This window comes from Paenibacillus sp. Soil787, from assembly GCF_001429545.1.
In the GTDB taxonomy this organism is placed as follows: domain Bacteria; phylum Bacillota; class Bacilli; order Paenibacillales; family NBRC-103111; genus Paenibacillus_E.
Genome location: NZ_LMSP01000003.1, coordinates 170,115 through 193,360 on the forward strand (window position 1 = coordinate 170,115; position 23,246 = coordinate 193,360).

Here is a 23,246-nt window from a genome sequence, read left to right on the forward strand (position 1 = left end):
GTGAGCGAAGCCAGCTCAATCCAGTCCTCGATAAAAGACAACGCAAACGGATCAAGATGATGGTGTTGCGTAGATACCGCCGTGCCGCCGAACGTATCGATGTCTCCCAGTCCGGTCCCTGCATCATACCTGACAGTATGATGCCACTGCCATGTTGCCAGATACCAGGCGGCATGCTCCGCCCATTCGAGATATGTCTTCTTGCCGGTGACTCGGAACAGTGCAAGACCCGCCTTGAGCAAAGGAATGTCAGACTCCTTGTCTACGCAATACGTATCTAGCGCCCCCTCTGTCGTGTAGCCGTTGTCGTGTAGCCGTTGTCGAGCAGCTCCCTAATATAAAGCGGTAGCCAAGCTTTGCCCCATGAAGATAGGCTTCATTGCCTGTAAAGCTCGTATGCCTTGACCAGAGGCGGGACGAGGAAGTAGCCGACCGTGCCCTTCGGATCGTGCGGAGTCCCATCGTTCTTCCATGATTTTCCAATTCGTCCTTCCGGCGACTGCACAGRTAAGGTAAAAYCACAAATTCCGTGCGCGGTTTCGCGGTAGATCGGCCGCTCCACTCCGCATCTCCGGGCCAATTCTTCCGCCTCGAACAGGTTTAACGCAGCCGTGCCGAGGTTGCAGGCGTCCTGCCAACTGGGCATTGAACCTATTGAGGAGATTCAANAAGCTTTCCACACGATCTCGGTAGCAGTATCAGCCACTTTGCCTTGCATATTGAATTCAAATCACAAATTCCGTGCGCGGTTTCGCGGTAGATCGGCCGCTCCACTCCGCATCTCCGGGCCAATTCTTCCGCCTCGAACAGGTTTAACGCAGCCGTGCCGAGGTTGCAGGCGTCCTGCACTTCCTGTTCTGCCGGCTTGAATTGCAGGACGTAGTCGTACTCACAATGAATCATCCCGTTCGGCAGCCTTCCGCCGGCTGTCCAGCCGTCCAGCACGGCGAGGCCTYTACGAAGCGAATCCTCATTGCCGGAATTCAAATAATCGGCAAGCATCGAATTGGCCAGCGAGGCGTTCTGCCCGCACCAGCCRATTGCGTAATTACGAGCTTGTYGCCACTTCTCTCCGTCCCATTTTCTGCCGAGCGAGAATCCCCGAAAATCCCCGTCTTCGGCCCAAAGGCTATTCTTGGCATACGCCATGCCCAGTTCCCAGATGCGCTCTGGTTCATACCATGCCCGAACCGGACGTTGTTGCAGCCGCCAGGCCTCTTCGAGCATCATTCTCCACGACGTGCGCGGTTCNCCTCGAAAATCCCCGTCTTCGGCCCATAGGCCATTCTTGGCATACGCCATGCCCAGTTCCCAGATGCGCTCTGGTTCATACCATGCCCGAACCGGACGTTGTTGCAGCCGCCAGGCCTCTTCGAGCATCATTCTCCACGACGTGCGCGGTTCAGTGTACGCATCAGGCCGCTGCCCCAATACTCAGGCTCGTAGTCAGCAGCGAAATCCATCGAAAGTTTGCACGCCGCTGGCGATTCGCCTCGATAGGTGAACGTCCGCGTCCACTGCTAAAGCGTGCAAGAAAGCTTTTTAATACGCCACCGTCATCATACTTAAAATCCCTCTGCAAACCCGGAGAAAAATACAATACTTTCGACGTCTCGCCTCCAACGGGTTAGCCAACAGATGCAGGCCGGAAAATCACCTGGAAATCCTGTTGTTGCTGCTACGCTTAATACTACTATGTCTGTCCATGCGAAATCTGAAAAGATTAAATAACGGAACATTGTTTAATAACGAGAAAACGGCGTATTTAAAAACGACAAAATTGATTAAATTTAGAGAAAACCTTCAAAACAAGCGTTAACGGCTGTCGCCGTCTTCTGGTGGTAAAGTTCGTTTCGCGATGAAATAAAAGTCAAGTCATTTATAAGCTCATACTTATAAATGACTTATATTTTTTAAAAAAACTACACATCGAAGCCGGTCTATTCATTGAGAACAAAGTTCCCCAAGACAGAAAAAAATCGTCAGTTTCTCATAGGAAACTGACGATTCTCATTAGTCATTCAACATGGATTCCAACTTGTTTTCCCTTTGGAAATGATCGGGTGTCATCCCTACATGTTTCTTAAATGATACATAGAAGTATCTCGTGTTGTCGAATCCGACCATTTCTCCGTTTTTTTTGCTATACTCGGCGACAGATTTCCGAATGAATTAAGCAATTTTCAAAATGTATTTAGACCCAATAACAATCAGTGCATTAAAGAAGGATGTTCAATTCCCAGTCAATAGAGTAGATAAAGCAAATCGATTAATCGAAAAACAAGAAATTTCACACGCCAACTCACAGAAATTATAAGAATCGATTTGATATAAACATTGATCCTTCGGGCTTTTAGATTTGAGCGAACGAAAGCGTAAAATTATTTATCTGTTTCATAATTTGACCACTAGATGTCATGTGGGGCCTTGCGTTTTTTAATATGACCCCAATCACGAATAAGCTTCGTTCCGGTTCTGCATACGATCAGCTGACTGCTGCCGAGCAAGCGAAGGTCGCCCGTTTTAACGGAGCTTGCCGATCAATTCGTCGCAGCCGACAAATACGTATTCGTCTCGCCGTTGTGGAACCTTTCTTTCCCGCCTGTGCTGAAAGCTTATATCGATTCCGTCTGCATTGCGGGCAAGGCGTTCCGTTATACGGAGAATGGAGCTATCGAACTTCTTACCGATAAAAAAGCGCTTCACATCCAAGCCAGCGACGGCGTATACTCGGAGGGTCCTATCTCTTATTTGGAAATAGCAATTACTACTACTCAGCACCCAACTTGGATTGGGTAAACACGGCCACATACTTTACTTCACTCGTAATTGGACTAATGGTGTGCTTTTCAATCGAATCGAAATACAGACTGTCTCCCGGACCCAAGGTATACTCCACATTGCCGACTTTATATATCATTTGGCCCTCAAGTATAAATATAAACTCTTCACCGTTGTGACTGAATATATGTCTGCTGTCATGTTCGTCTTTCCTTGAGACAAAAAGAAACGGCTGCATAAGCTTGTCTCCGCGCTCAACGGCAAAAGCGAAGAAGGAGTAGCCTTTTTCCGTTTTCACTAATTTGGATTGACTTTTTTCTTTCGTTGTATGAATCGTCCCTGATTGCTGTTGATCATCCAAAAGAATAGAGACTGTAGTTCCTAAAGCATCCGCGATTTTAATCAGGGTCGAAATAGGCGGCATCGTTTTCCCATTTTCTATTTTGGACAACAAGCTTTTAGAAAACCCGCAAATATCAGCAATCTCTGTCAAATTCCAATTTTGTTCTTTCCGCAGCTTTTTAATTTTATCCCCAAGTTCCATCTCCTGAGATCTCCTATTTCATATTATTCAACTATGTTTATCATAACTATGCAGTGTGTAATCGTCAACAGGAGGCAATTGGAGAGGCAAGAACATGATTGTAATATAGTCACGAACGCATACGCAGCAATCCTTCTTATAGTAAACGGACCCATGTCCTCCCGCATGCAATAATTATCAGGGAGGATATCAAAAGAACCTAGCGGTGATCAATGATCTACCGATAGGTTCTTTTGATGGTTTATTTCTCAATTTTGCCCCATCGAGCATGATGATATTTTAGTTTTTGCTTAAACTTTTAAATTTTTTCACCTGCTCGGTGATAGCTATTTCGGTAGGGAGCCGTTCTACGCTGGATGCTCCGAAAAATCCGGCTATTCCTTTGGTTTTGCTAAGTATGTAGTCTACATCCTCAGGCTCCGAGATTGGACCTCCGTGACAAATGACCAGTATATCCGGATTGATGCTTTTCCCGGCATTATAGATGCGCTGGACGAGGTCAGCCGACTCATCGAGCGTTAATGCCGTTCTCGCTCCGATGCTTCCTTTTGTCGTCAAACCAACATGCGCAACCAGTACATCCGCTCCAGCCTTAGCCATTGCAATGGCATCCTCTTCGTTAAAAACGTATGGGGTAGTCAATAAATCCAATTCATGAGCTTTTCGGATCATCTCCACTTCCAGGCTATATCCCATCCCGGTTTCTTCTAAATTTTGTCGGAATGTCCCGTCAATCAGACCTACAGTCGGGAAGTTTTGAACACCGGAGAACCCCATTTCTTTTAACTGCTTCAAATAAACATCCATCAAACGGAACGGGTCTGTACCGCATACCCCAGCCAGCACCGGTGTATTCTTGACAATGGGAAGAACCTCGCCACCCATTTCCACAACGATTTGGTTGGCATCTCCGTACGGCATTAATCCAGCCAATGAACCACGGCCAGCCATCCGGTAACGGCCCGAATTATAGATGATGATCATGTCTACGCCGCCCGTTTCAGCGCATTTTGCCGATAAGCCTGTTCCGGCCCCAGCGCCAACGATGAAACGGCCTTGTTCCACTTGGGAACGCAATCGGTTTACTATTTCTTGTCTTAGTACCGCCATCGTTTGTTCTACCCTTCCTTCTTATGTTCCATCAGCTTGAGTAATTGTTCCGCAATCAAGTCTGCAACAGCAGGATCATTGATGTCTTGATCCATATCTATCATGGGAATATCCGAACGGAGATTCTGTTTGATTCCTTCGTACAAGGCGAATCGCTCTTCCTTACCTTCAAAAGCCTTTCCTGCCATATCCAGTAAGGAAACTCCGGCTTTCGGGAACACGACGATGGTAGGTGCTGTGCCTTTATTCAACTTAGCAGCCAAGATTCGTCCCAACTCGCGGTTCTCCGAAACCGTCGTTCTCATCAATGTTGTGGTCGGGTTATGCTGATAAAAAATACGCTCTATGAATGGTGCCGGAACTGTGTCCGGAGGCCCGAAATTGACCATATCGAGCGCTCCCACCGATACAACCTGCGGTATTCCGGCAGCGCCCGCTGCTTCCAAACGGTTAGGTCCGGCAGTAAAAATACCGCCGACCAAATCATCGGCCAATTCTGTTGTAGTAATATCCGCAACACCCTTAATATAACCGGCCTTGATCAATTCCTCCATCGCAAGGCCGCCTGTTCCGGTGGCATGGAATACAAGCAGATCGTAGCCCTTCTCCTCCAGGATTTCCCTCACGCGGGTCGCGCATGGCGTAGTCACGCCGAACATCGTGATGCCCAGCGTGACTTTATCGTCTGCTGACTCCTGTTCCAGCCCTGCGTACCTAATCATCCCGGCCAATGCATAAGCGGCGTTGTTTAATATGCGCCGGGACAGCCGGTTAATGCCGGCGATGTCGACAACCGAGTACATCATCATAATGTCCTTCACGCCCACATAAGGCCTTGTATTCCCTGAGGCTACGGTGGACACGAGCAGCTTCGGCACGCCGATCGGAAGAGCCTGCATGGCTGAAGCTGCTACCGTTGTTCCTGCAGTCCCCCCCATCCCGAACACACCGCCGATAATCCCCTGCTTCTCTAGTTGAACTGCGATATTTGCCGCACCTCTGGTCATTACAGTTACAGCCGTCCCGCGGTCGTTCTGCCTTCGCAGTTCCTCAATGCTGGATCCACCTGCTCTTGCTACTTCATAAGCGGAGACATCCGGTATAAACAAAGGCTCTCCTAGCACGCCGGTATCGACAACGAAGGTGTCTATTCCGCACACTTGCAGCGCATCTTTTACGAATTGAAATTCGTGCCCTTTCGTATCCAAGGCTCCGATTAATACGGCTTTTTTCTCCATAATACCAGCTCCTTCAAGGATCTGCCCTTTACTTCAATCCATTTCGCATATACGCATAACATGCCTTCATGCCCTCAAGCACTTCGCCGCCGCTTTCTTCATCTGCTGACATCCAGCCTTTAAAGTTAATCGCTTGAATGGCTCCGAAAATCGGTTTGAAATCGATGGCTCCTTCTCCGAGCACTCTCCAATCTCCTTGCTCAAAGTCTTTGAGATGAAAGTTATCGATCACACGGCCAAAGCTGCGGATCAACTCAGCCACATCGTGGACGCCGGATTTCACCAAATGCGCAGTATCCACCGTCAACCCGATGGATTGCTCCTTGATCCGGTCAAAGAAGATATCAAAATCTTCACGGTACATCACCGGATTGTTATGATGATGATGCAAGGAAAGCTTAACGCCGTACTGCTGCTGCGCCTCAAGGCCCAATCTCGAAAACGTATCCCCATATCCGCGAATATCCTCGGCGGTAACCTCAGCTCTGGGAACCCCATGGCAGTAAACGACAAGATCCGTACCGATTCCGGAGGCAAACCGAAATACGTTCCTAAGCTGCTCTATGCCCGCCTCATCCAATCTCCCGCCTGTGATGAGCGCCGAACCCACGCCCGGCAAATGGCCCCATGTCTCCTTGAATCTTTCCGGTTCATTCAGAAAAGGGGCATATTGTGGGCCTTTCAATTGCAGTCCGTCATAGCCAACCGCTCTGTATTGTTGAAGAAGAAGCGTCTGTTCCTCCACATTGGAAGTGGGTCTGGAAAAAGCTAACTTTATGCTCATTTATATTTCTCCTCGTCTGTCATTTAAATGTGAAGTAAGCTCTCCCCAAGCAGCTTCAAGGCTCCAATAGCCCCAAGTAATAGAATAAGCCGCTGAAAATAAACTTGCGGAATTAACGGCAGCAGCTTGATCCCCGCATAAGCGCCAATCGCAATTAGCGGAATCGTCCAAGCATTCAACAACAAAGATTGGGATGTAATCATTCCTAATTGGATAAAAAACGGCACTTTGATGAGATTCACGAGCAAAAAGAACCATGCACCTGTTCCGACAAACTCCTGCTTGGGAACCTTTTTAGCAAACAAATAAATCGCCATAATGGCACCGGAAACATTGCCGATCATGGTAGCAAAGCCTGCCAAAAAACCCATGACGGATATAAACCACAGCGAAGAAGGATATTTGGAATCCAACTTCGCACCTAGCGAGTCTCTAATGACTTGAAGCAGAATGATGCCAATTATTAGCGATCCTAACAGGATCTTTAATTGGTTGTTATCCACTTTCAGCAAAACGAAATATCCGCCAATTACGCCCATTAGCACCCATGGAATCAGGCTAATTAGATTTTTCCATATTACATTTTTACGGTAATAGGCTACTGCCATTAAATCCCCGGCAATCAGCATAGGCAGTAAGATACCTACCGATAGCTTTGCCGGGAAGATAAGGGTCATAAGCATGGCATTAAAAATCCCCATTGTGGATACGCCCGTCTTCGCAAAACCGACGCAAACACCCACAATAACGATGATGATGATAGGCCAATAGCTCAGATCAAACACGTTTATTCCCCAATAGTCTCGCGGTCCGGCGCTGAGTACGTGATAATCATACGGCACGGTTCCCAACTTGTTGTGGTTGCATTATGGGGCACATTGCGTGGAATTCGCAGCATCATGCCCGGCTCCAGATGAAAGGTTTCGTCTCCTAAGGTATGGTCGCATTCCCCGGATAGTATAAAAATTATTTCTTCGCAGTTCGGATGCACATGTCTGGGATTCGATTGACCCGCATTAATATAAACCATACCGAAGGTCATTTCGCTATCTGGATCAATTTCTTGGCCGCAAAGCCATTGAATCTTTCCCCAATCCATATCCAATACACGTGCTTTGTCCTGCTTTCTCAAGTCTGTAATGGTAGCCATACACTCGTTCTCCTTTTATATGTTTACTTAGATGCCAAACGCTCTTGATAGGATGCATTCATTTCTTGAATAATCTTTTGATAGTTAGCATCTTGCTTAAGTTCGGCAACTAATTTATCCCATGCATCAATCGTTGATTTACCCATTACGACCTGGGTTTTCATGTCATTGATCTTCTTGGTGAAATCAGCACCCATTTTATTATTCGTTTCCGATAGTAATCCGACAGTTACGTTCGGGGTACTGACTTTCGACTTGGCATCGATTATTTTTTTGTTACGTTCGAATATATCCTTCGGCATGCCAGGCGCGAACGCATACATATAGGGATCATACTTCATGAACAACTTGCCGAACGCGCCGGGGCCCAAACTGTCTTTAACGGCTTGCTCGTTGGTCACATAGAAACCGTCTTCTTTTTTATAATGCACACCTTCAATGCCATAATTGGATAATACATGCCCATCTGCCGATGCACCGAAATCGAGCAAGGATAATATTTTTTTGACCTTCACTTCAGGAACGGATTTTGGGATGGCCGCTACGCCGATCATGCCCGAACCCTGTCCAGTGAATTGGCCTTGTGACGCCGATATTGAAACAATGGGTTCCCACGTAACTTTGGGATCTCGTTTCCATTGGTCATAAGTCCAGCGCCATAGGGCTTCGATCGTCTCGGAAGTCACTCCGGCACGTCCGCTTGTCGCTAAATCCCAGTATTGATTATCTTTCATAACCGCATAATCCGGCGGAATAAGCCCTTCATCATACAACCTCTTCTTGAAAAGAAGCGCATCCCGCATCGTCGGCTCCAGGGTCACATCGACTAGCTTGCCGCCCACCGCTTTCCATTTCCCATTGGCGCCATTATAGATATTGTCGATTGTATCATTGCCGCGCATCGTATATCCGTAAGTACCCTTATTCCCATCCGGTTCTTTTTCTTTGAACGCTTTCATGACTGTATACAATTCGTCCATCGTTGTCGGCATTTTCAAGCCTAATTTATCCAGCCAATCTCGGCGAATCGCCAGACCCCCGACTTCCAATGGCCTTACAATAGGAACAACATAGTTTTTGCCCTTTATTTTGGTGTTATCCCAAGTTTGCTTAGGCGCGTCCATTAAATTTTTATAATCTTTCAGAAACGGCGTGAGATCCCAAAAGGCACCCTGTTCAACCATCGCCTGAAACTGTGGAATCGAAGTCGTATCCGGCAATTTGATCAGATCGGGAAGTTCCCCTGATGCTAATAAGACATTAAGTTTATCGTTATATACACCGTCAGAAATCCAGGTAATGTTCAGCTTGGTATTCGTCCGATTTTCAAATTCTTTCGTAACCGGATTATCCGGCCCCGGTGGCTGGGCAATCGAGAAATTGCTTAAAATATTGAGCGAGACGGGCGCTTCCTTCTTGCCTACCTCCGCTTTTGTCCCTTCCCCTCCTTGATTGCCGGAACACGCTGCGGCCAATAACGCAACCATTGACAGCATGGCAATAGATGCGCGCTTCTTTGAGCTTTTCATCGTACCAACCCCCTTATTAAGTTTGAAGCTGTGATCACCCTTTAACCGAGCCTAATAAAACCCCTTTTGCGAAATGTTTTTGAAGGAACGGATAAACGACTAATATCGGGACAGAGGCAATTACGACTGCCGCCATCTTGATCGTCTGTGTAGGAATTTGCTGCTCCGAAATCATTTCGACGGCCGCAGCCCCTCCCGTTGACGTTTCCGAATCGATCAGCATGTTCCGCAATACAATCTGCAGAGGCACTTTGGCAAAATCGTTGATGTACAGAACAGCGTTAAAAAATGTGTTCCAATAGCCGACGGCATAGAATAGTCCGAATGCAGCAAGCGCCGGTGCCGACAGAGGGAGTACGATCCGGAAGAAGGTGCCCAAATCATTGCAGCCATCGATCAGCGCAGCATCCTCCAGTTCTACTGGAATGCTGTCGAAAAAGCTTTTCATCAAGATGACATTCCACCCGCTGACTAACACGGGTATGATCAGGGACCACACGCTGTTGATCAGTCCTAATTCACGTACCACAAGATAATTGGGAATGATGCCAGGATTAAATAATATGGTCAGCAAAACCATCAGCATGATGATTTTTCTTCCCCTTAACCTTTTACGCGACATCCCAAACGCCATAGCTGCTGTAAAAATTAAGCTTAACCCAGTCCCGATCGTTGCCAGAAACGTGCTGACAGCGGTTGCATTTTTAAATGCTGGAGTGGCTAACAAATACTTATAGGCGCCAAGGGTCCATTTTTGGGGGAAAAGCACAAATCCGTTTTTTTGCAAATATTCGTGTGAATCAGTGAAGGAGACAATAAATACATAGTACAAAGGAAATATAGTAACGAAACCTATCAAAGCTAACAGAATAATGTTCGTTAGATTAAAAAGCCGACCACCCAAGCTTGCCTTCATCTTCCGGCCCCCCCAACTTAATAGACCCCTTCCTCGCCAATCCGCTTGGCAAGCCTGTTTGCCAATACGACAAGTATGAGGCCCACCACAGATTTAAATAAGCCGACTGCCGTGCTGTAACTGAACTGACCTTGCCCAATCCCATTTCGGTACACATACGTTTCAAAAACGTCCGCAACTCGGGCCACTGCACCATTCGACATCAAAAACACTTGTTCGAAACCAACATCCATGATGTGACCCAGCCTAAGGATCAATAGGACTAAGATGACACTTCTTATAGCTGGCAAAGTAATGTGCCATGTCTGCCTCCAACGGTTGGCGCCATCGATTTTGGCTGCCTCATATAATTGCGTGTCAACACCAGTAATTGCCGCCAAAATAATGATCGTTCCCCAGCCTGTTTCTTTCCAAATATTTTGCAGAACAAGAAGTCCCCAGAACGTATCCGCATTCGTCAAAAAATCATACTTGGGAAGTCCCATCGATTCCATTATCATATTGATGACACCCGAAGACTGAGATAGTAATAAAAACGAAATGCCGGCAATAATGACCCAAGATAAAAAATGCGGGAGGTATACGATCGACTGGATGACCCTCTTAAACAATTCGTTGTTTAGTTCGTTCAGCAGTAAAGATAGAATGATCGGCAGCGGGAAAAAGAACAACAGATTCAATAAACTGATCATCATCGTATTGCGGAAAAGCAGCATGAAATCCGGGTTAGAAAAGAATCGGATAAAGTGTTCGATTCCAACCCATTCGCTCTTGAATACCCCCAGATAAGGCGAATATTCCTGAAATGCAATGACGATCCCCCACATGGGTACATATTTAAAAAGTATAAAAAAGAGCACACCGGGTAAAATCAGCAAATAAAGATACTTGTCACGCCTTAAATCAGATAAAAGAGTTCGCCGTTTCTTGTTCTTATCCATAGTGACAGACGATTGCAAAACAGCCGATTGTGTGCGCATATTCATTTCCGGCTTATACCATTACACCTTGCTTTAAATGGACAATCCGTTGTTCTTTTGCAGACAAATAAGCAGCATCGAGAACGGTGACTGTTTTCAAATTGTCTTGGGAACTGTTTGGCGCCTCTACGCCTGTTTCCAAGGAAACGAGCAATTGGTTTAAGCCTTCGTAAGTTGCTACTTCTCTAGATATGTTATTTTCCCAAGTGACTTCAGGTGTTTTATCACCTTTGCGGTATAAGCTTACGGATCCATGATCGCCCATTATTGTGCCAGTTTCCCCGATTACAATCATTTCACCTTTGCTGAAGTTGGAGGAGAAGCTTTGGACATAAGTCACTACGGCGTTGTTTTCATAAACAATTTGAACGGTAGCATCGGTTTCCCCTGCGCAATTAATCGCTGACGAGGACCGGTTTTGGCAAACGACCGATACCGCATCACTTCCAAGAATTTGCCGGAACCCGTCAAACCAGTGAATGCCCATGACCGAAAGCGCATGGCGTTCACAGTCCAACCGCCAGCCCGAATCCTGCCTGAAAAACAGATTGGAGAAAATAATAGAAGTGACCTTGCCGATCAAGCCTTCCGCAACCTTCTCCTTCACTAATTCGAATGGGAAATGGCGCCTGAAGTTCTGATTTACTGAAATCGGTACACCGTGCTTTTTGGCCTTCTCTGTGATTTCTTGCGCCTCGGCCAGCGTATCGGAAAATGGCTTCTCAACGAAAACCGGCAAGCCTGCTTCGATCAGCGGAAATACGATTTGCTTGCGGATGGAAGTAGGTGTACAGACGACAGCTACATCGATACCACTGTTTTGAATAAAGTCTTGCAAATCGGTAAACCGCTGCAGCACACCGTATTTATCGGCTCTGGCGTGAAGTGTCTCGGAGTTCGGATCACATAATGCTGTTATCTCGATTCGTTCCGGATGATCTTTGTACCCCACAAAATGTAATTCGGTAACACCGCCCGCGCCCACAATGCCCACTTTGTACTTTTTCATTGTCGTTTCCACTCCTTGAAATTTTTTTGAATTTAAACTGAAACTCTGTACAATACCGGACAAAAGCTAGTAATTCTAAACGTCACACCCCCTAGAATTTAAATACACTGCAATGACAAAATTCAACAATATCTATTTTAAGTAAACTATATTTCATGTAATTCAACATTGTTGATAAACTTATTATATAATATGGTTTTTATTTTTGCAATCGCTTTCTAGCAGGAAAAGGAAAATAATAATCGAAGTTGTCCGTCGCGACGATAATCAACAGCAAATGCCGATTGAGTATAAAGGTGAAAAACATTCAGGGAAATATTCAGATAACGAGTAACAGAACGAGTATGCCAACGCTGCATTGATCATTACATGGACCGATCGAAGTTCCATATTTTGAAGGGGTAGACCCCGGGGCCCTAGCATTTCATAAAATCAAACACTTTCGAGGTTTTTAAACTTTTCAGAACAGAGGTCTTATGAGTTATTCATGGTGTAGTTATCTTTTATGAGTGGAGGTGAACGGCTAAATCGGAAATTATGAAACCCAAGGAGGAAGGGAAATGAATCTCGGTAAAACGATGTTTGGCAAACTATCATGGTTGCATTTACAACTGTATTTTTCTTCTCCGCCGATCTACGAGATGGTTTGGAACCACTACCACAACATGAAAGGCATCGCCGATTTCAGTCCTTCGGATCCGGTTTATTATACGAAAGCTAAAGCTGCGGCACTTCGTCCGGAAGGCATTTCTACCGACCATCAGCCGTTTACCACGCTGCTTTATACAAAAGGCCCGGTCATATCCGGTGATTGCGGTTTGACTGGTAGATCTGTACATTCGTTCCGTCGGCAGTCCCACTATTGACGATGTCCAGCATCTTGCCGCTGTTCGGATTTCTGAGCATGCAGTTTCCTTCATACTTGATATCGAAGTAGTTCGCCAGGCTAAGGTCCGTAGACAAGATATAAAATTTTCCAGACTTCGTACGGACTATCGTATGATTCCGTACACTATTGCTCCATAACACAGGTTCACCGCCATTCACCTGCTCCCTGTTGAAACTATCCTTACTCAAGCAAAAGTAGACCTGCTCGCCGTCCGGTGTTTTTTTCTAACAAAAATGAACGAATAAATAAGCGCTTATCATCCACTCTCTTCCAATATTTGATCGGGGTAATCTTAAGAGTGCAAGAAAGCGTTTCACTTCGCCATCGTCATTATACTTAAAATCCCTTTGCAAGCCCGGCGCAAAATACAATACTTTCGGCGTCTCGCCTCCAGAGTTTAGCGTGTATAGATCCCATCCCGACTCGTCAACGATGAATTACTCCTTACTTGGTCGTCGTTCGAAAGAAAATGTAGCGATGGCGTGCCATCGCTACATCCTTTGTTTGCTTGCCAGTTATTTGATGCCCAGTTTGGCGGCCTCTGCGTTCGTTTCGACGATCGCTTCTTGCAGTCCTTTGGCGTCGAAGCTCTTGACGGCCTTCTCCCACATGGCAATCGGGTCGTCTTTGCCCAGAATGACCTTGACCAACTCATCTTGTGCTGTGTTCATGAGGTTTCCAATCTTATCCTTGGCAGGCGTAGACATCAGCATGACATCAAAGTTGATAGGGGTCGGAACGGCTTCCTTCTTCAATTGATTATACGTATCCAGGAACAATTTCTCAAAGGCCGCTTGCTCCGGATTTGAACTGATGACCTGTTTGCCGGAGTAACGGAACCCATTACCCCAACTTCCGAGTACATTGATGACCTTGGTAATCGGATATTTTTTGTCCAGCGACTGATCCGTAGCCAGCAGCGATAGCGACTTGTCGCCTTCCATCTTGTAATCCGTGCCTTCAATACCGTTCTTGACCAATATCCTGTATTGTTCGGACATCATATAGTCTGCCAGTTGAAGTGCACGGTCGAATTTCTCGTCGCTTATATCGTTGCGGAAATAGACCTCCGACCAATAAGGAGTTTCCGTGAAGGTATACCGCTTACCGTCCGCAGCAGGAAACCACTTCATTAACCCCAGGGATTTTGCCACCGTCGCACCCGGATTCGCCTTGATAAACGGATCGATACTCCCGGGGCTGCCGAAATACATGAAAATCTTACCGTTTATGAACTTGTTCACACCGTCGCTATCCTTCTGAGTGGCGAAGTCCTTGTCCAGCAGTCCTTCCTCATACAGTGTCCGAAGTTGCTTCACACCTTCATTCATCTTTTTGGAAGTATAGGATGGAATCCATTTCCCGTCTTCCTTGACCCATGATTTCATATTAACGACCTCAGGGAAACTTCCGAGAAAATGAGTCATGAGAAAGGATTTGGCCGTTGTAGCAATCCCGGTCACGCCTGGATGCTTCGCCATTACCGCCTTGGTCATAGCGACTAGATCATCGAAACTTTCAGGATCTTTCGTGAAGCCGGCTTCTATCGCCCAATCCTTGCGATAGAGAATCGGGCGGTCCAACGACCAATCGCTCGGGTCGTTATACGTCATCCTTGGAATCATGTAAAACTTCCCGTCCACTTTCAGCGGTTGAACCGAAGGAAGAGCCATGACTCTCTTAATGTTCGGGTACTTGCTTAAGTCATCCGGCAATGCCTTAATAACACCTTGTTTGGCCCAGGTTTTATACATGCCGAGATTACCCGCCAACGCGTTCGGGAAAATATCCGGCAATTGGTTCGATGCCGCCCAAACCTTTAATTTCTCTTCCCAGTCATTCCAAGTAATTTGTACGGGATCAATCGAAACGTTGAACTTCGACTGCAGGTCGTTAAAGATTTTGTCTTCTTTCGCACCCGGTGCGTTAAAGCCGTCCTGGATCCCCCACAACGATACCTTTAGGTTGACATTCTTCGTATTGCCGCTGTCTGTTTTTGTGTTCGCTGACGTTCCCGCATTGCCAGAAGGCGCATCCGACGCCTTCCCACCATTACTGCCACCGCATGCGGTGATAACAAATGATAACACCAACAAACTCGAGATAATCCATGCTGCTCTTTTGTTCTTTCTCATTCAGATCCTCCCATTTCGTATAGTGATTATATAATAATAGCTTTCGCTACTACTAATGAATTCCATTCAAAATTATCCCTTGATCGACCCGATCATAATGCCAGAGGTAAAATATTTCTGGATGAAAGGGTAAACAATCAGGATCGGTACGGCGGAAATGACGATTATCGCTGATTTGACCGATTCCGAGTAAATATTTTGCGTACCTTGGGCCATTTGAGCGCCTGTCGTGTCCCTCAACAAAAGGCTGACATTCGTGATGGCATTTCGCAAAACTAGTTGAAGTGGATAAAGCTTTGTATCATTGATGAACAATGTGGGTAACCACCATTCGTTCCATCTATCCACCGCATAGAAGAGCGTTATAGTTGCCATAATCGGAAGAGAGACCGGAACCACAACTCGGATCAGGATCGTTATATCGTTTGCCCCGTCGATTCTAGCGGATTCCTCCAAGCTTGGCGGGACGGTATTAAAGAAGTTTTTCATTAGAATTAAGTAAAATGCATTCACGGCAACCGGCAGAACCATGACCAGAAGATTATTTTGGAGATGCAAAGCTTGCACGGTAAGGAAGAATGGAATCAACCCACCAGTAAAAAACATGGTGAAAATAATGCCGTTAAAGATGGCGTTTCGTCCTGGAAGCGATTTCTTTGATAACGCATACGCGCCAGCCGATGTCACGGCTATGTTAATCGCCGTTCCGCCGATGGTCACCAGAATGGAGATGACCATTCCTCTCATCACCAAACCTTGATCCATTAAATATTTATAGGAGGAAAGGTCGAACGTTTTCGGAAACAGGAACACTTTCTGCGTACCGACATCCTGAATGGTAGAAAAGGAGACGATAAGCGTTTGATAGAAAGGGAAAATCGTTAAGATTGCGATCACGCCAAGGAAAAAGGAGATGACCAGGTTGACTTTGCTGAATTTGGGATGCAAATTAAATTCCCCCTTCGTCTGTCATTTTCTTCACGATAAAGTTGGTTCCGAAAAGAAAGGCGAAGTTGATTACCGATTTCAATAAGCCAACGGTTGTCGAAAACCCGAACCCTGTCGTATCAACGAATGCGCTCCGATATACATAAGTGTCGATAATGTCTGAGTATTTATAAACGATCGGATTGTACAGGTTGAAAATCTGATCAAAACCGCCGTTCATCAGATGTCCTACCGCTAGAATCAATAGTATAAGCGCAGCCGCTTTTACGGTTGGCCACGTAATCGCTTTCATTTTCTGGAAACGATTCGCTCCATCAACAGATGCCGCTTCATATAGCTCCGGATTAATTCCGGCGATAGCCGCCAAAAACAAAATGCTGGACCAACCCACTTCTTTCCAAATGTTCGAGAGAAAAATCAATCCGACGAATGAAGCATTATCGATCAATATTGAGTTTTTCTTCATCCCTAGCACCGCTAATATTTGATTGGCTACCCCTTGATCACTGAAGATGCCGATCACAATCCCACTCAGAACCACCCAGCTGATAAAATGCGGAAATGTGAAGACGGTCTGATATACTCGTTTCATCTTGCTTCGCGCGATTTCATTCAACAGGAGAGCGAGTACGATCGGAATTGGAAATTCGATCACCAATCTTCCTAAACCGATCATAATGGTATTGCGAAATGCCCTTTGAAAATCGGCATCAAATATTACGGCACGGAAATTCGCGAAGTTGTTCCAAGGGCTTCCTAGAATTCCTTTCGAGTAGTCGAATTCCTTGAAAGCAAGCACGACGCCATACATCGGAATATAGGAAAAAACGATGAAGAAAATGACGGTTGGTGCTAGAAGGAGATACAAATACTTATGTTTCAGAATCTCCTTCCACAGGCGATTATACGGCTGGGACCGTGTGTTGCTCAGAACGCCGTATGATGTTTGGCTCTCCAAATCCAGTTCCACCTTTCTCTATGAATGTGCTTCCTCTCTGAGTATGCTTCTCTATTATAATTCACACTCTAATTCTTAAGTATTAACGCAAGTTAGACAAAGTTGTACGATTTTGATTGAAAATGAAATCTCATTACATAAATGTCGACTAATTATTGTTCATGTCGAACTACATTTAGTCCATAAACGGGAATAAAAGGCTTCGCCATCTTTATAGGCACGGATGCATTTGTCTAGATGATTCAGAGTAAAGTATGGCGAAAGATATACGCTGAATCATCAAAAAAACCCGGTCTGTAGGTAGCAGCCGGGTTACACATGCTTCCGATAATTGCTTGGCGATGTCCCCATCAATCGTTTAAATATCCTACTAAAATAAAAATAATCATCATAACCGGCTTTCTCGGCAATTTCGTTAATCGACATATCGGTTGATGCAATCAATTTACACGCATATTCGATGCGCAACTTGGATACATATTCCGTAAATGTCGTGCCCACTTCTTTTTTAAATAGTTGGCTGACATAATTAGCATTAACATTGAACTCTTTTGCAATATTTTGAATGGAAACAGAACCCCTGAAATTAGCGTTAATATGCTGAAAGATGAGATTAAAGGTACGATTTTTCCCTCCATGAAGAGGGGGATCCTGCTGCGGGTCGTGCCCGATGGACAGCACACCCTTCAGGTAGAGTAACATTTCCTGTGCGGTACTGAACAACCCAGCTAGCTTGTCATAAGATAGAACATACTTTTCCATATGCTCAGCCTCACTTTCACCAGAGAAAGACATGATTGCATTATAAACGATGAGAGCATGCTTGATATTTAACAACCCGCTCCCGAACAGGGACCCCATTTCATCCAGCGATTGGGCAATACCTTGGATATCCTGCTTTACAATCACTTCCTTGATCTGTTTCAACGTATGTTCTTCTATGTTAGAAATGGCTGCTTCTCTTGTGCAATCATAACCCTTTCCTGACGTAAAAAAATGATAAGCCCGCAGCTCAGCCGCATGGATGGCATTCTTTAGTTCCTCTACTCTGACGAACGGGTTACTGACGCCAAAACCCCGAAGGTCTGCCGGAGAATCCTTCAGAACGTACCATAAACGACTCTCATCCCCTGTTTGTATGACGTAGACAAATTTGTTATAACCTATTTTCAAGGTTATACAGTTTCCAAGAGGTTCAAAATTCAGCTTGTCCTTCCCCACGGAAACGACGATATGTTTACGCTCCCCTGAATCTGCGTTTATCCCTACAGCATTCAATGCGTCATTCAATTCTGCCCTCGCCTCTTCACTGTCGTCCTCAATAAGATCCAGATATCTCATTTCACTCGCATTTATGTTTTCCTCCAACAGTCCCTTGGCCTTCTTGAGATATCCAATAATTTCTTCTTCGTCAAAAGGCTTGAGGCAATAGCCAAACGCACCATATTTGATGGCTTTCTGTGCTAACGCAAATTCGGCGTACCCACTTACGACAATAAACAGTGCGCGATTTGATGCATTCTTTAGCCTTTTGATAAGCTCCAGTCCGCTAGTACCTGGCATCCGGATATCGGTAATAACTACATCCGGCTGGATAAATCTTATTTGATCAAATGCCTCTTCTCCATTCAATGCATAGCCTGCCAACTCAAATCCGTATTCCTTCCAATCCAGGCTGGCCTGTAAGCTCTTAACTACTAGTTCTTCATCGTCTACAAAAAATACTTTAAACATCCCGATCACCTCCGTGCGGTATCTTGATGACAACTTCCGTCCCAACTCCGGACTGACTCTTGATCGTAATTCCATACTCATCTCCGTAGCTCAACTTGATTCGATTGTTGACGTTAGCTAGTCCAATAGTTTGTGTGCTCTTTCCCGAGATCCCTTGCAAACCCGACATTCGATCAGCAATCTCCTGTAATCTTTCTTCATCGATACCAATGCCATTGTCGCTAACCGACAGGTAGAGCTGTTGACCATCGATTTTCCCTACCAGTTGTAGCAGCCCCTCCCCAACTTTCGGTTCTATCCCATGAAAGATCGCATTTTCCACAAGCGGCTGCAGGATCATCCTTGGTACGCGACAGGATAGGATTTCCGACGAGAACTGATAAATAACATTTAATCGTTTACCGAATCGTATTTTCTGGATGTAAATATAACTCTCAATGACGGTCAATTCTTGACTTAGCATAACGATGTCCGTTCCCTTAATGCTGTACCGAAAAATACGAGCCAATGCCTTAGTCATATTGAAAATTCTGTCCACCTTTTCTTCTGCCGCAATGCCCTTAATCGACTCTAATGTGTTATACAGAAAATGCGGATTAATTTGGCTCTGCAGGTATGCCATCTCCGCTTGTTTCTTTACTAATTCCGCCTCGTATAATCTCGAATTGCTTTCCAGAAGCCTGTGTGTCAGCTCATCGATTTCACCCATCATGTCGTTGAAGTCTTTGGCTACAGTAATAATTTCCGCATAGCCTTGCAAATGAATACGTTTTTTCAGTTTACCCATTTTGATCGTATTCATCAAACGCATCAGCTTCTTCAAGGGCATCAGGATATTGTTAACAACGAACAGAAACGGTATGGCTAACAGCAATAATGAAATGAATAATATCGTAAATTGCTGTTGGCGAATATCGTCGATCCCGCTCAAGAGTTCTTGCTGCGGCATTTTGAAGACAATCTCCCCATCTACAATGGGAATCTTGCCTGCCTGGACAATATACTGACCATCAGCAGTTCCAGCCTCAGCCTCCTTGTAGACACTTCCGACTTTCATGGTGTCATCGTTAGTAAAGAATACTACGCCTTCACGGTCGATCATGTACATTTTACTTCCGTTCGGTCGGCCTGTATTTATTGGTGAACCGAGCAACGCATTGGCGTCAATAACGATCATCAGCGTACCGAGCTCTTTCTCGTTGTCGTTAAAATCCAGAATCGAATAAATTTTCGTCCCTACAATAAAAACATTTCTTTCTCCATTCGTAAAAGGAAGCGTTTTCAATCCAGTGAGATGATAGAGCTGTTTCTTTGGAATCTCATCCTTGAAAGGAATCAAGTTGTTAAGATCACCGTTCGTATTAAAGCTCGTCCCTTCATCTCTGATAAGTGCGATATCCAAGATGCCATCCTTCATGCTGATCATATCCGTGATATAACTTTTTAGTTGCATGTATTTCATAAATTGTTGTGTAGGGTTCGTCTCGTTCAAGTAAGATTGGACGATTGGCGTATTATAGGAGATATTCTGTACAAGCCGTTTCAGGACGTCGTTATTGGAGGCGATCGTCTGGTTGATCTGGGAAATCATCTCGATACTATACTCCCCGTTTTTCTTTTCGACCATATCCACTACTTTCATATAACTAGATATAATAATAAAAAGCACAATGAAAATAACCATAATGGCTAAGATGGACATCTGGACTTTAATCGGCAATTTTTTTAAATATCCCATTCAGTCACGCCCCCTTATGAATATCCCTCCAAAGGAGGCATACGTTAACAAGAAACTCAATGGCTTTACAAAAGAACGGTGCGAAAATAAATTAGAAAACGGAGCTGCAAAAATCGCGTTTTTGGTATTAAAGTGGTTCTTTCGCCCTCGGATTATTCCAGTTCGTAGGGAAACCGGACCAAAGCGTATCTTCATTTAACGCAATGCGTTCTTTCTCGACACCGCCGAAAACCATCACGCCGAGTTTGCCGTTTCCGACGGAAGGGCTTCCGTCCAATAAACGGCAGGAGAATGAAACTGTATATTCATTAAATTGTCCTCCAACTTGATCGTCTTACTCTTGGATTACGCCGAACTATACAAACGATTTCTGATTTGCTGCTGCTCCTGCCGGCAAAGCTGCGAAGATAGATCTTCACGTAACGGCAATTCGCTCACTGTGTCGATTTTTCCCTGTTCAAATTAGCCAAAGCCTCCGATATCCGTCGTCCACCAAGGGATCCCCGCCATTCCCATATGAAGGCCTGCAACGATTTGTTTTCTGAAATCTTCAAAGGAAGAATGAATATCTCCGGACCACACTAATGCGCCATAGCGTTGGCTGCCTGCCCAAGCGCAGCGAACCGTGTTAACGATGTTGACTTGTCCTTCCGCCTGCATGCCGTCATAAAAGGTTCTGGAATAGCACTGCGGATATATATTTCCGATTTGAACATTAGGTCCCATAGCGTAGCGGTAATTATCAAAGTCATACACATCGTATTCAGGTTCTGCTTCATCCAGCCAGAAGATCTAGATTCCATGATCATAATAATTCTTCTTGCATTTGGACCATACATACTCCCTGGCTTTCGGATTTGTAGCATCAAAATAAATACTGGAAGGGAACCAATCCATCATGGCAACCTGGACTCCCCGTTCCGCTTTAATCAAATACCCCTTTTGGCGCATTTCCTCAAAATTTTCGCTATAGCGGTCAATCTGCGGCCAAACCGAAACCATCAGTTCGATTCCCATGGATTTCAGCTCATCCATCATGCCCTTCGGAAGGGAAAAATTCTTCCTCAAATCTGAAGTCCCCCTGTTTGGGCCAGTGGAAAAAGTCAATAACGATGACATCGATCGGTAGCTTTCTTCTCTTATATTCCCTTGCAACCTCGAGAAGCTGTTCCTGATTATAATATCTTATTGTAAAAAGAAATTCGGCCCAACCATGAATGCCGGACCACTGCCGTTATCTTGCCGTTCTGAATGGAAGCCGTTTCACCTTCATGATCGATCTCAATTGCAGCTTCCGCATCGCTAATGACAGGCAGCAAGGCAAAGTCCGTATCCAGGATTTCGCCCATCATTCGGGAGCGGGTCCGTAAACTGTTTTCTCCCCAAGCTTCAATTTGCAAGGTTTCTCCATTATTCTCAAAAATCAGCTTCCCATCTTCGACGGTAAAAAAATCATGCTTATCCCCTTCCGTAATGAATCGCAATTTGCCTCATCTTCCTAAACTCGGTGCTCGGAAACAAGGATACCATATCCAGGAATAATGTTCCGGTTCCTTTTGTAACAATGACTAGTCTGCCGCTGTTATCGTCCCCACTCGCAAGAAGACCGGCCTCATATTTGGTCCATTGATCGGAATGAACGACAATTTCAGTAGTCCATAGACTTTGCCATCCGCACTTTCCAGGCTTAAAATAACCGGTGTATCAAAACTTTCGCTTCTGCGGGCATAGAAGGAAAATTGATAGCTTTCACCTTTGCGTATGGGTATGCCTGTGTAGCCTTCATTCTTAATGCCGACACCATTGCTCGCATCTAGAATTTGGATAGAAAGATAATGCGGATTACTTGCATTCAGCGGATATTCATCCTCCACCTTTATTTCAGCTTTTCCGCCCCGCAATACCTCAGACCAGGCAGTAAGTGAATGGTAGTCGGCATTATCTATATAAACTTCGTCATCTGTTACTTCCGTTGTCTAGATGTTAGATTTAGTTCGAATTCTTCTACCGCCTCCATGCCCACCCGGCGCAACACTTCAAGCCGGAAGGCTGTCGGCCACGCCACCAGCCATTCCGAAACGTCGAACGGCTCTGCCCAGCGGGTGTGAAAGAAGCCTTCGCTCTGGCTGCCCTCCGGACGCAGCTTGCCCTTGACCGTCAAGCTGCCGTCCGAGATGCCGATCGACGCATTCGCCTGAGCGAAGCCAGCTCAATCCAGTCCTCGATAAAAGACAACGCAAACGGATCAAGATGATGGTGTTGCGTAGATACCGCCGTGCCGCCGAACGTATCGTACCCGATTGCTTCCAGTCCGGTCCCTGTGTCATATGCAACCGTATGATGCCACTGCCATGTTGCCAAATACCAGGCTGCATGCTCCGCCCATTCGAGATACGACTTTTTGCCAGTAACCCGGAACAACGCAAGACCTGCTTTGAGCAAAGGAATGGACGACTCCTTGTCTACACAATAAGTATCCAGTGCCCCCGCCGTCGTGAAGCCGTTGCCCTGCAGCTCTCTCATATAATAGCGGTAGCCAAGCTCTGCCCCATGAAGATAGGCTTCATTACCTGTAAGCTCATATGCCTTGACCAGAGGCGGGACAAGGAAACAGCCAACCGTGCCCTCTGGGTCGTGCGGAGTCCCATCGTTCTTCCATGATTTTCCAATTCGTCCTTCCGGCGACTGCACAGATAAGGTAAAACCACAAATTCCGTGCGCGGTTTCGCGGTAGATCGGCCGCTCCACTCCGCATCTCCGGGCCAATTCTTCCGCCTCGAACAGGTTTAACGCAGCCGTGCCG

General features: G+C 45.6%; 20 protein-coding genes and 5 pseudogenes. 2 read left to right on the forward strand and 23 right to left on the reverse strand.

Annotated features, from left to right (window positions below; all coding sequences use genetic code 11):
- Positions 1-242 (reverse strand): annotated as a pseudogene (locus ASG93_RS36195) (hypothetical protein); the annotation flags it as partial.
- A gap of 90 nt (positions 243-332) precedes the next feature.
- Positions 333-668 (reverse strand): hypothetical protein (locus ASG93_RS36200; protein ID WP_235550762.1); only part of this gene is annotated, 336 nt, incomplete at its 5' end.
- Between the two features lie 1,791 nt (positions 669-2,459).
- Between ASG93_RS36200 and ASG93_RS33910 the strand changes: the two are divergent.
- Positions 2,460-2,757, forward strand: a pseudogene (locus ASG93_RS33910) (NAD(P)H-dependent oxidoreductase); the annotation flags it as partial.
- Between the two features lie 13 nt (positions 2,758-2,770).
- Here the strand turns inward: ASG93_RS33910 and ASG93_RS06820 are convergent.
- From ASG93_RS06820 to ASG93_RS06865, 10 genes are all read right to left on the reverse strand, one after another.
- Complete coding sequence (locus ASG93_RS06820) at positions 2,771-3,325, reverse strand: helix-turn-helix domain-containing protein (protein ID WP_056830172.1); 555 nt, start codon at positions 3,323-3,325, stop codon at positions 2,771-2,773.
- 279 nt (positions 3,326-3,604) lie between these two features.
- On the reverse strand, positions 3,605-4,435 hold the full coding sequence (locus ASG93_RS06825) for a phosphoenolpyruvate hydrolase family protein (protein WP_056830174.1): 831 nt from the start codon (positions 4,433-4,435) through the stop codon (positions 3,605-3,607).
- Positions 4,436-4,443: 8 nt separating this feature from the next.
- Positions 4,444-5,673 (reverse strand): Tm-1-like ATP-binding domain-containing protein, encoded by a 1,230-nt coding sequence (locus ASG93_RS06830; RefSeq protein ID WP_056830177.1) that lies wholly within the window; start codon positions 5,671-5,673, stop codon positions 4,444-4,446.
- A 28-nt stretch (positions 5,674-5,701) separates the two neighbouring features.
- On the reverse strand, positions 5,702-6,457 hold the full coding sequence (locus tag ASG93_RS06835; RefSeq protein ID WP_056830179.1) for a sugar phosphate isomerase/epimerase family protein: 756 nt from the start codon (positions 6,455-6,457) through the stop codon (positions 5,702-5,704).
- Positions 6,458-6,480: 23 nt separating this feature from the next.
- Positions 6,481-7,242, reverse strand: a complete 762-nt coding sequence (locus ASG93_RS06840) for a sulfite exporter TauE/SafE family protein (protein ID WP_056830181.1) — start codon at positions 7,240-7,242, stop codon at positions 6,481-6,483.
- Between the two features lie 2 nt (positions 7,243-7,244).
- Positions 7,245-7,607, reverse strand: coding sequence for a cupin domain-containing protein (locus tag ASG93_RS06845; RefSeq protein WP_056830183.1), 363 nt, complete (start codon positions 7,605-7,607; stop codon positions 7,245-7,247).
- Between the two features lie 23 nt (positions 7,608-7,630).
- Entirely contained in the window at positions 7,631-9,136 is a 1,506-nt protein-coding gene (locus ASG93_RS06850) for an extracellular solute-binding protein (RefSeq protein ID WP_056830185.1), read from the reverse strand.
- Positions 9,137-9,170: 34 nt separating this feature from the next.
- Entirely contained in the window at positions 9,171-10,052 is an 882-nt protein-coding gene (locus tag ASG93_RS06855) for a carbohydrate ABC transporter permease (protein ID WP_056830187.1), read from the reverse strand.
- Between the two features lie 17 nt (positions 10,053-10,069).
- Positions 10,070-10,993 (reverse strand): ABC transporter permease, encoded by a 924-nt coding sequence (locus ASG93_RS06860; RefSeq protein ID WP_321166673.1) that lies wholly within the window; start codon positions 10,991-10,993, stop codon positions 10,070-10,072.
- Between the two features lie 52 nt (positions 10,994-11,045).
- Positions 11,046-12,041 carry a Gfo/Idh/MocA family protein gene (locus ASG93_RS06865; protein WP_056830191.1) on the reverse strand — a complete coding sequence of 332 codons (996 nt, stop codon included), beginning with the start codon at positions 12,039-12,041 and terminating at the stop codon, positions 11,046-11,048.
- Between the two features lie 560 nt (positions 12,042-12,601).
- On the opposite strand from ASG93_RS06865, the gene ASG93_RS06870 reads away from it, so the two are divergent.
- The gene (locus tag ASG93_RS06870) at positions 12,602-12,907 is read left to right on the forward strand and encodes a hypothetical protein (RefSeq protein ID WP_056830193.1); all 306 of its coding nucleotides are present in this window, start codon (positions 12,602-12,604) and stop codon (positions 12,905-12,907) included.
- Positions 12,908-13,445: 538 nt separating this feature from the next.
- Here ASG93_RS06870 and ASG93_RS06875 read toward each other — a convergent pair.
- The 11 genes and pseudogenes from ASG93_RS06875 to ASG93_RS06920 all read right to left on the reverse strand — a co-directional run.
- Positions 13,446-15,065 (reverse strand): extracellular solute-binding protein, encoded by a 1,620-nt coding sequence (locus ASG93_RS06875; RefSeq protein ID WP_056830195.1) that lies wholly within the window; start codon positions 15,063-15,065, stop codon positions 13,446-13,448.
- Between the two features lie 72 nt (positions 15,066-15,137).
- Complete coding sequence (locus tag ASG93_RS06880; protein WP_056830197.1) at positions 15,138-16,013, reverse strand: carbohydrate ABC transporter permease; 876 nt, start codon at positions 16,011-16,013, stop codon at positions 15,138-15,140.
- A gap of 1 nt (position 16,014) precedes the next feature.
- Entirely contained in the window at positions 16,015-16,971 is a 957-nt protein-coding gene (locus ASG93_RS06885; RefSeq protein WP_063891789.1) for an ABC transporter permease, read from the reverse strand.
- A gap of 312 nt (positions 16,972-17,283) precedes the next feature.
- Positions 17,284-18,705 carry a helix-turn-helix domain-containing protein gene (locus tag ASG93_RS06890; RefSeq protein ID WP_056830200.1) on the reverse strand — a complete coding sequence of 474 codons (1,422 nt, stop codon included), beginning with the start codon at positions 18,703-18,705 and terminating at the stop codon, positions 17,284-17,286.
- Entirely contained in the window at positions 18,698-20,443 is a 1,746-nt protein-coding gene (locus ASG93_RS06895) for a sensor histidine kinase (RefSeq protein WP_056830202.1), read from the reverse strand. The genes ASG93_RS06890 and ASG93_RS06895 overlap by 8 nt, the downstream gene beginning before the upstream one ends.
- 130 nt (positions 20,444-20,573) lie before the next feature.
- Positions 20,574-20,752: pseudogene (locus ASG93_RS33915) on the reverse strand (glycoside hydrolase N-terminal domain-containing protein); the annotation flags it as partial.
- A 153-nt stretch (positions 20,753-20,905) separates the two neighbouring features.
- Positions 20,906-21,662 (reverse strand): annotated as a pseudogene (locus ASG93_RS36205) (TIM-barrel domain-containing protein).
- Positions 21,619-21,927 carry a hypothetical protein gene (locus ASG93_RS36215; protein WP_056830208.1) on the reverse strand — a complete coding sequence of 103 codons (309 nt, stop codon included), beginning with the start codon at positions 21,925-21,927 and terminating at the stop codon, positions 21,619-21,621. Before ASG93_RS36215 ends, ASG93_RS36205 begins: the two are co-directional and overlap by 44 nt.
- An 84-nt stretch (positions 21,928-22,011) precedes the next feature.
- The gene (locus ASG93_RS06915; RefSeq protein WP_156410824.1) at positions 22,012-22,317 is read right to left on the reverse strand and encodes a hypothetical protein; all 306 of its coding nucleotides are present in this window, start codon (positions 22,315-22,317) and stop codon (positions 22,012-22,014) included.
- Between the two features lie 89 nt (positions 22,318-22,406).
- A complete protein-coding gene (locus ASG93_RS36220; protein WP_235550763.1) occupies positions 22,407-22,604 on the reverse strand; it encodes a hypothetical protein in 198 nt (65 codons plus the stop codon).
- Positions 22,601-23,246 (reverse strand): annotated as a pseudogene (locus ASG93_RS06920) (hypothetical protein); the annotation flags it as partial. The gene ASG93_RS36220 and the pseudogene ASG93_RS06920, both read right to left, overlap by 4 nt.

Coding starts and splice junctions, on each gene's coding strand:
- ASG93_RS06820 (WP_056830172.1), bottom strand. CDS start 3,325: ATGGAACTTGGGGATAAAATTAAAAAGCTGCGGAAAGAACAAAATTGG.
- ASG93_RS06825 (WP_056830174.1), bottom strand. CDS start 4,435: ATGGCGGTACTAAGACAAGAAATAGTAAACCGATTGCGTTCCCAAGTG.
- ASG93_RS06830 (WP_056830177.1), bottom strand. CDS start 5,673: ATGGAGAAAAAAGCCGTATTAATCGGAGCCTTGGATACGAAAGGGCAC.
- ASG93_RS06835 (WP_056830179.1), bottom strand. CDS start 6,457: ATGAGCATAAAGTTAGCTTTTTCCAGACCCACTTCCAATGTGGAGGAA.
- ASG93_RS06845 (WP_056830183.1), bottom strand. CDS start 7,607: ATGGCTACCATTACAGACTTGAGAAAGCAGGACAAAGCACGTGTATTG.
- ASG93_RS06850 (WP_056830185.1), bottom strand. CDS start 9,136: ATGAAAAGCTCAAAGAAGCGCGCATCTATTGCCATGCTGTCAATGGTT.
- ASG93_RS06855 (WP_056830187.1), bottom strand. CDS start 10,052: ATGAAGGCAAGCTTGGGTGGTCGGCTTTTTAATCTAACGAACATTATT.
- ASG93_RS06860 (WP_321166673.1), bottom strand. CDS start 10,993: ATGGATAAGAACAAGAAACGGCGAACTCTTTTATCTGATTTAAGGCGT.
- ASG93_RS06865 (WP_056830191.1), bottom strand. CDS start 12,041: ATGAAAAAGTACAAAGTGGGCATTGTGGGCGCGGGCGGTGTTACCGAA.
- ASG93_RS06870 (WP_056830193.1), top strand. CDS start 12,602: ATGAATCTCGGTAAAACGATGTTTGGCAAACTATCATGGTTGCATTTA.
- ASG93_RS06875 (WP_056830195.1), bottom strand. CDS start 15,065: ATGAGAAAGAACAAAAGAGCAGCATGGATTATCTCGAGTTTGTTGGTG.
- ASG93_RS06890 (WP_056830200.1), bottom strand. CDS start 18,705: ATGTTTAAAGTATTTTTTGTAGACGATGAAGAACTAGTAGTTAAGAGC.
- ASG93_RS06895 (WP_056830202.1), bottom strand. CDS start 20,443: ATGGGATATTTAAAAAAATTGCCGATTAAAGTCCAGATGTCCATCTTA.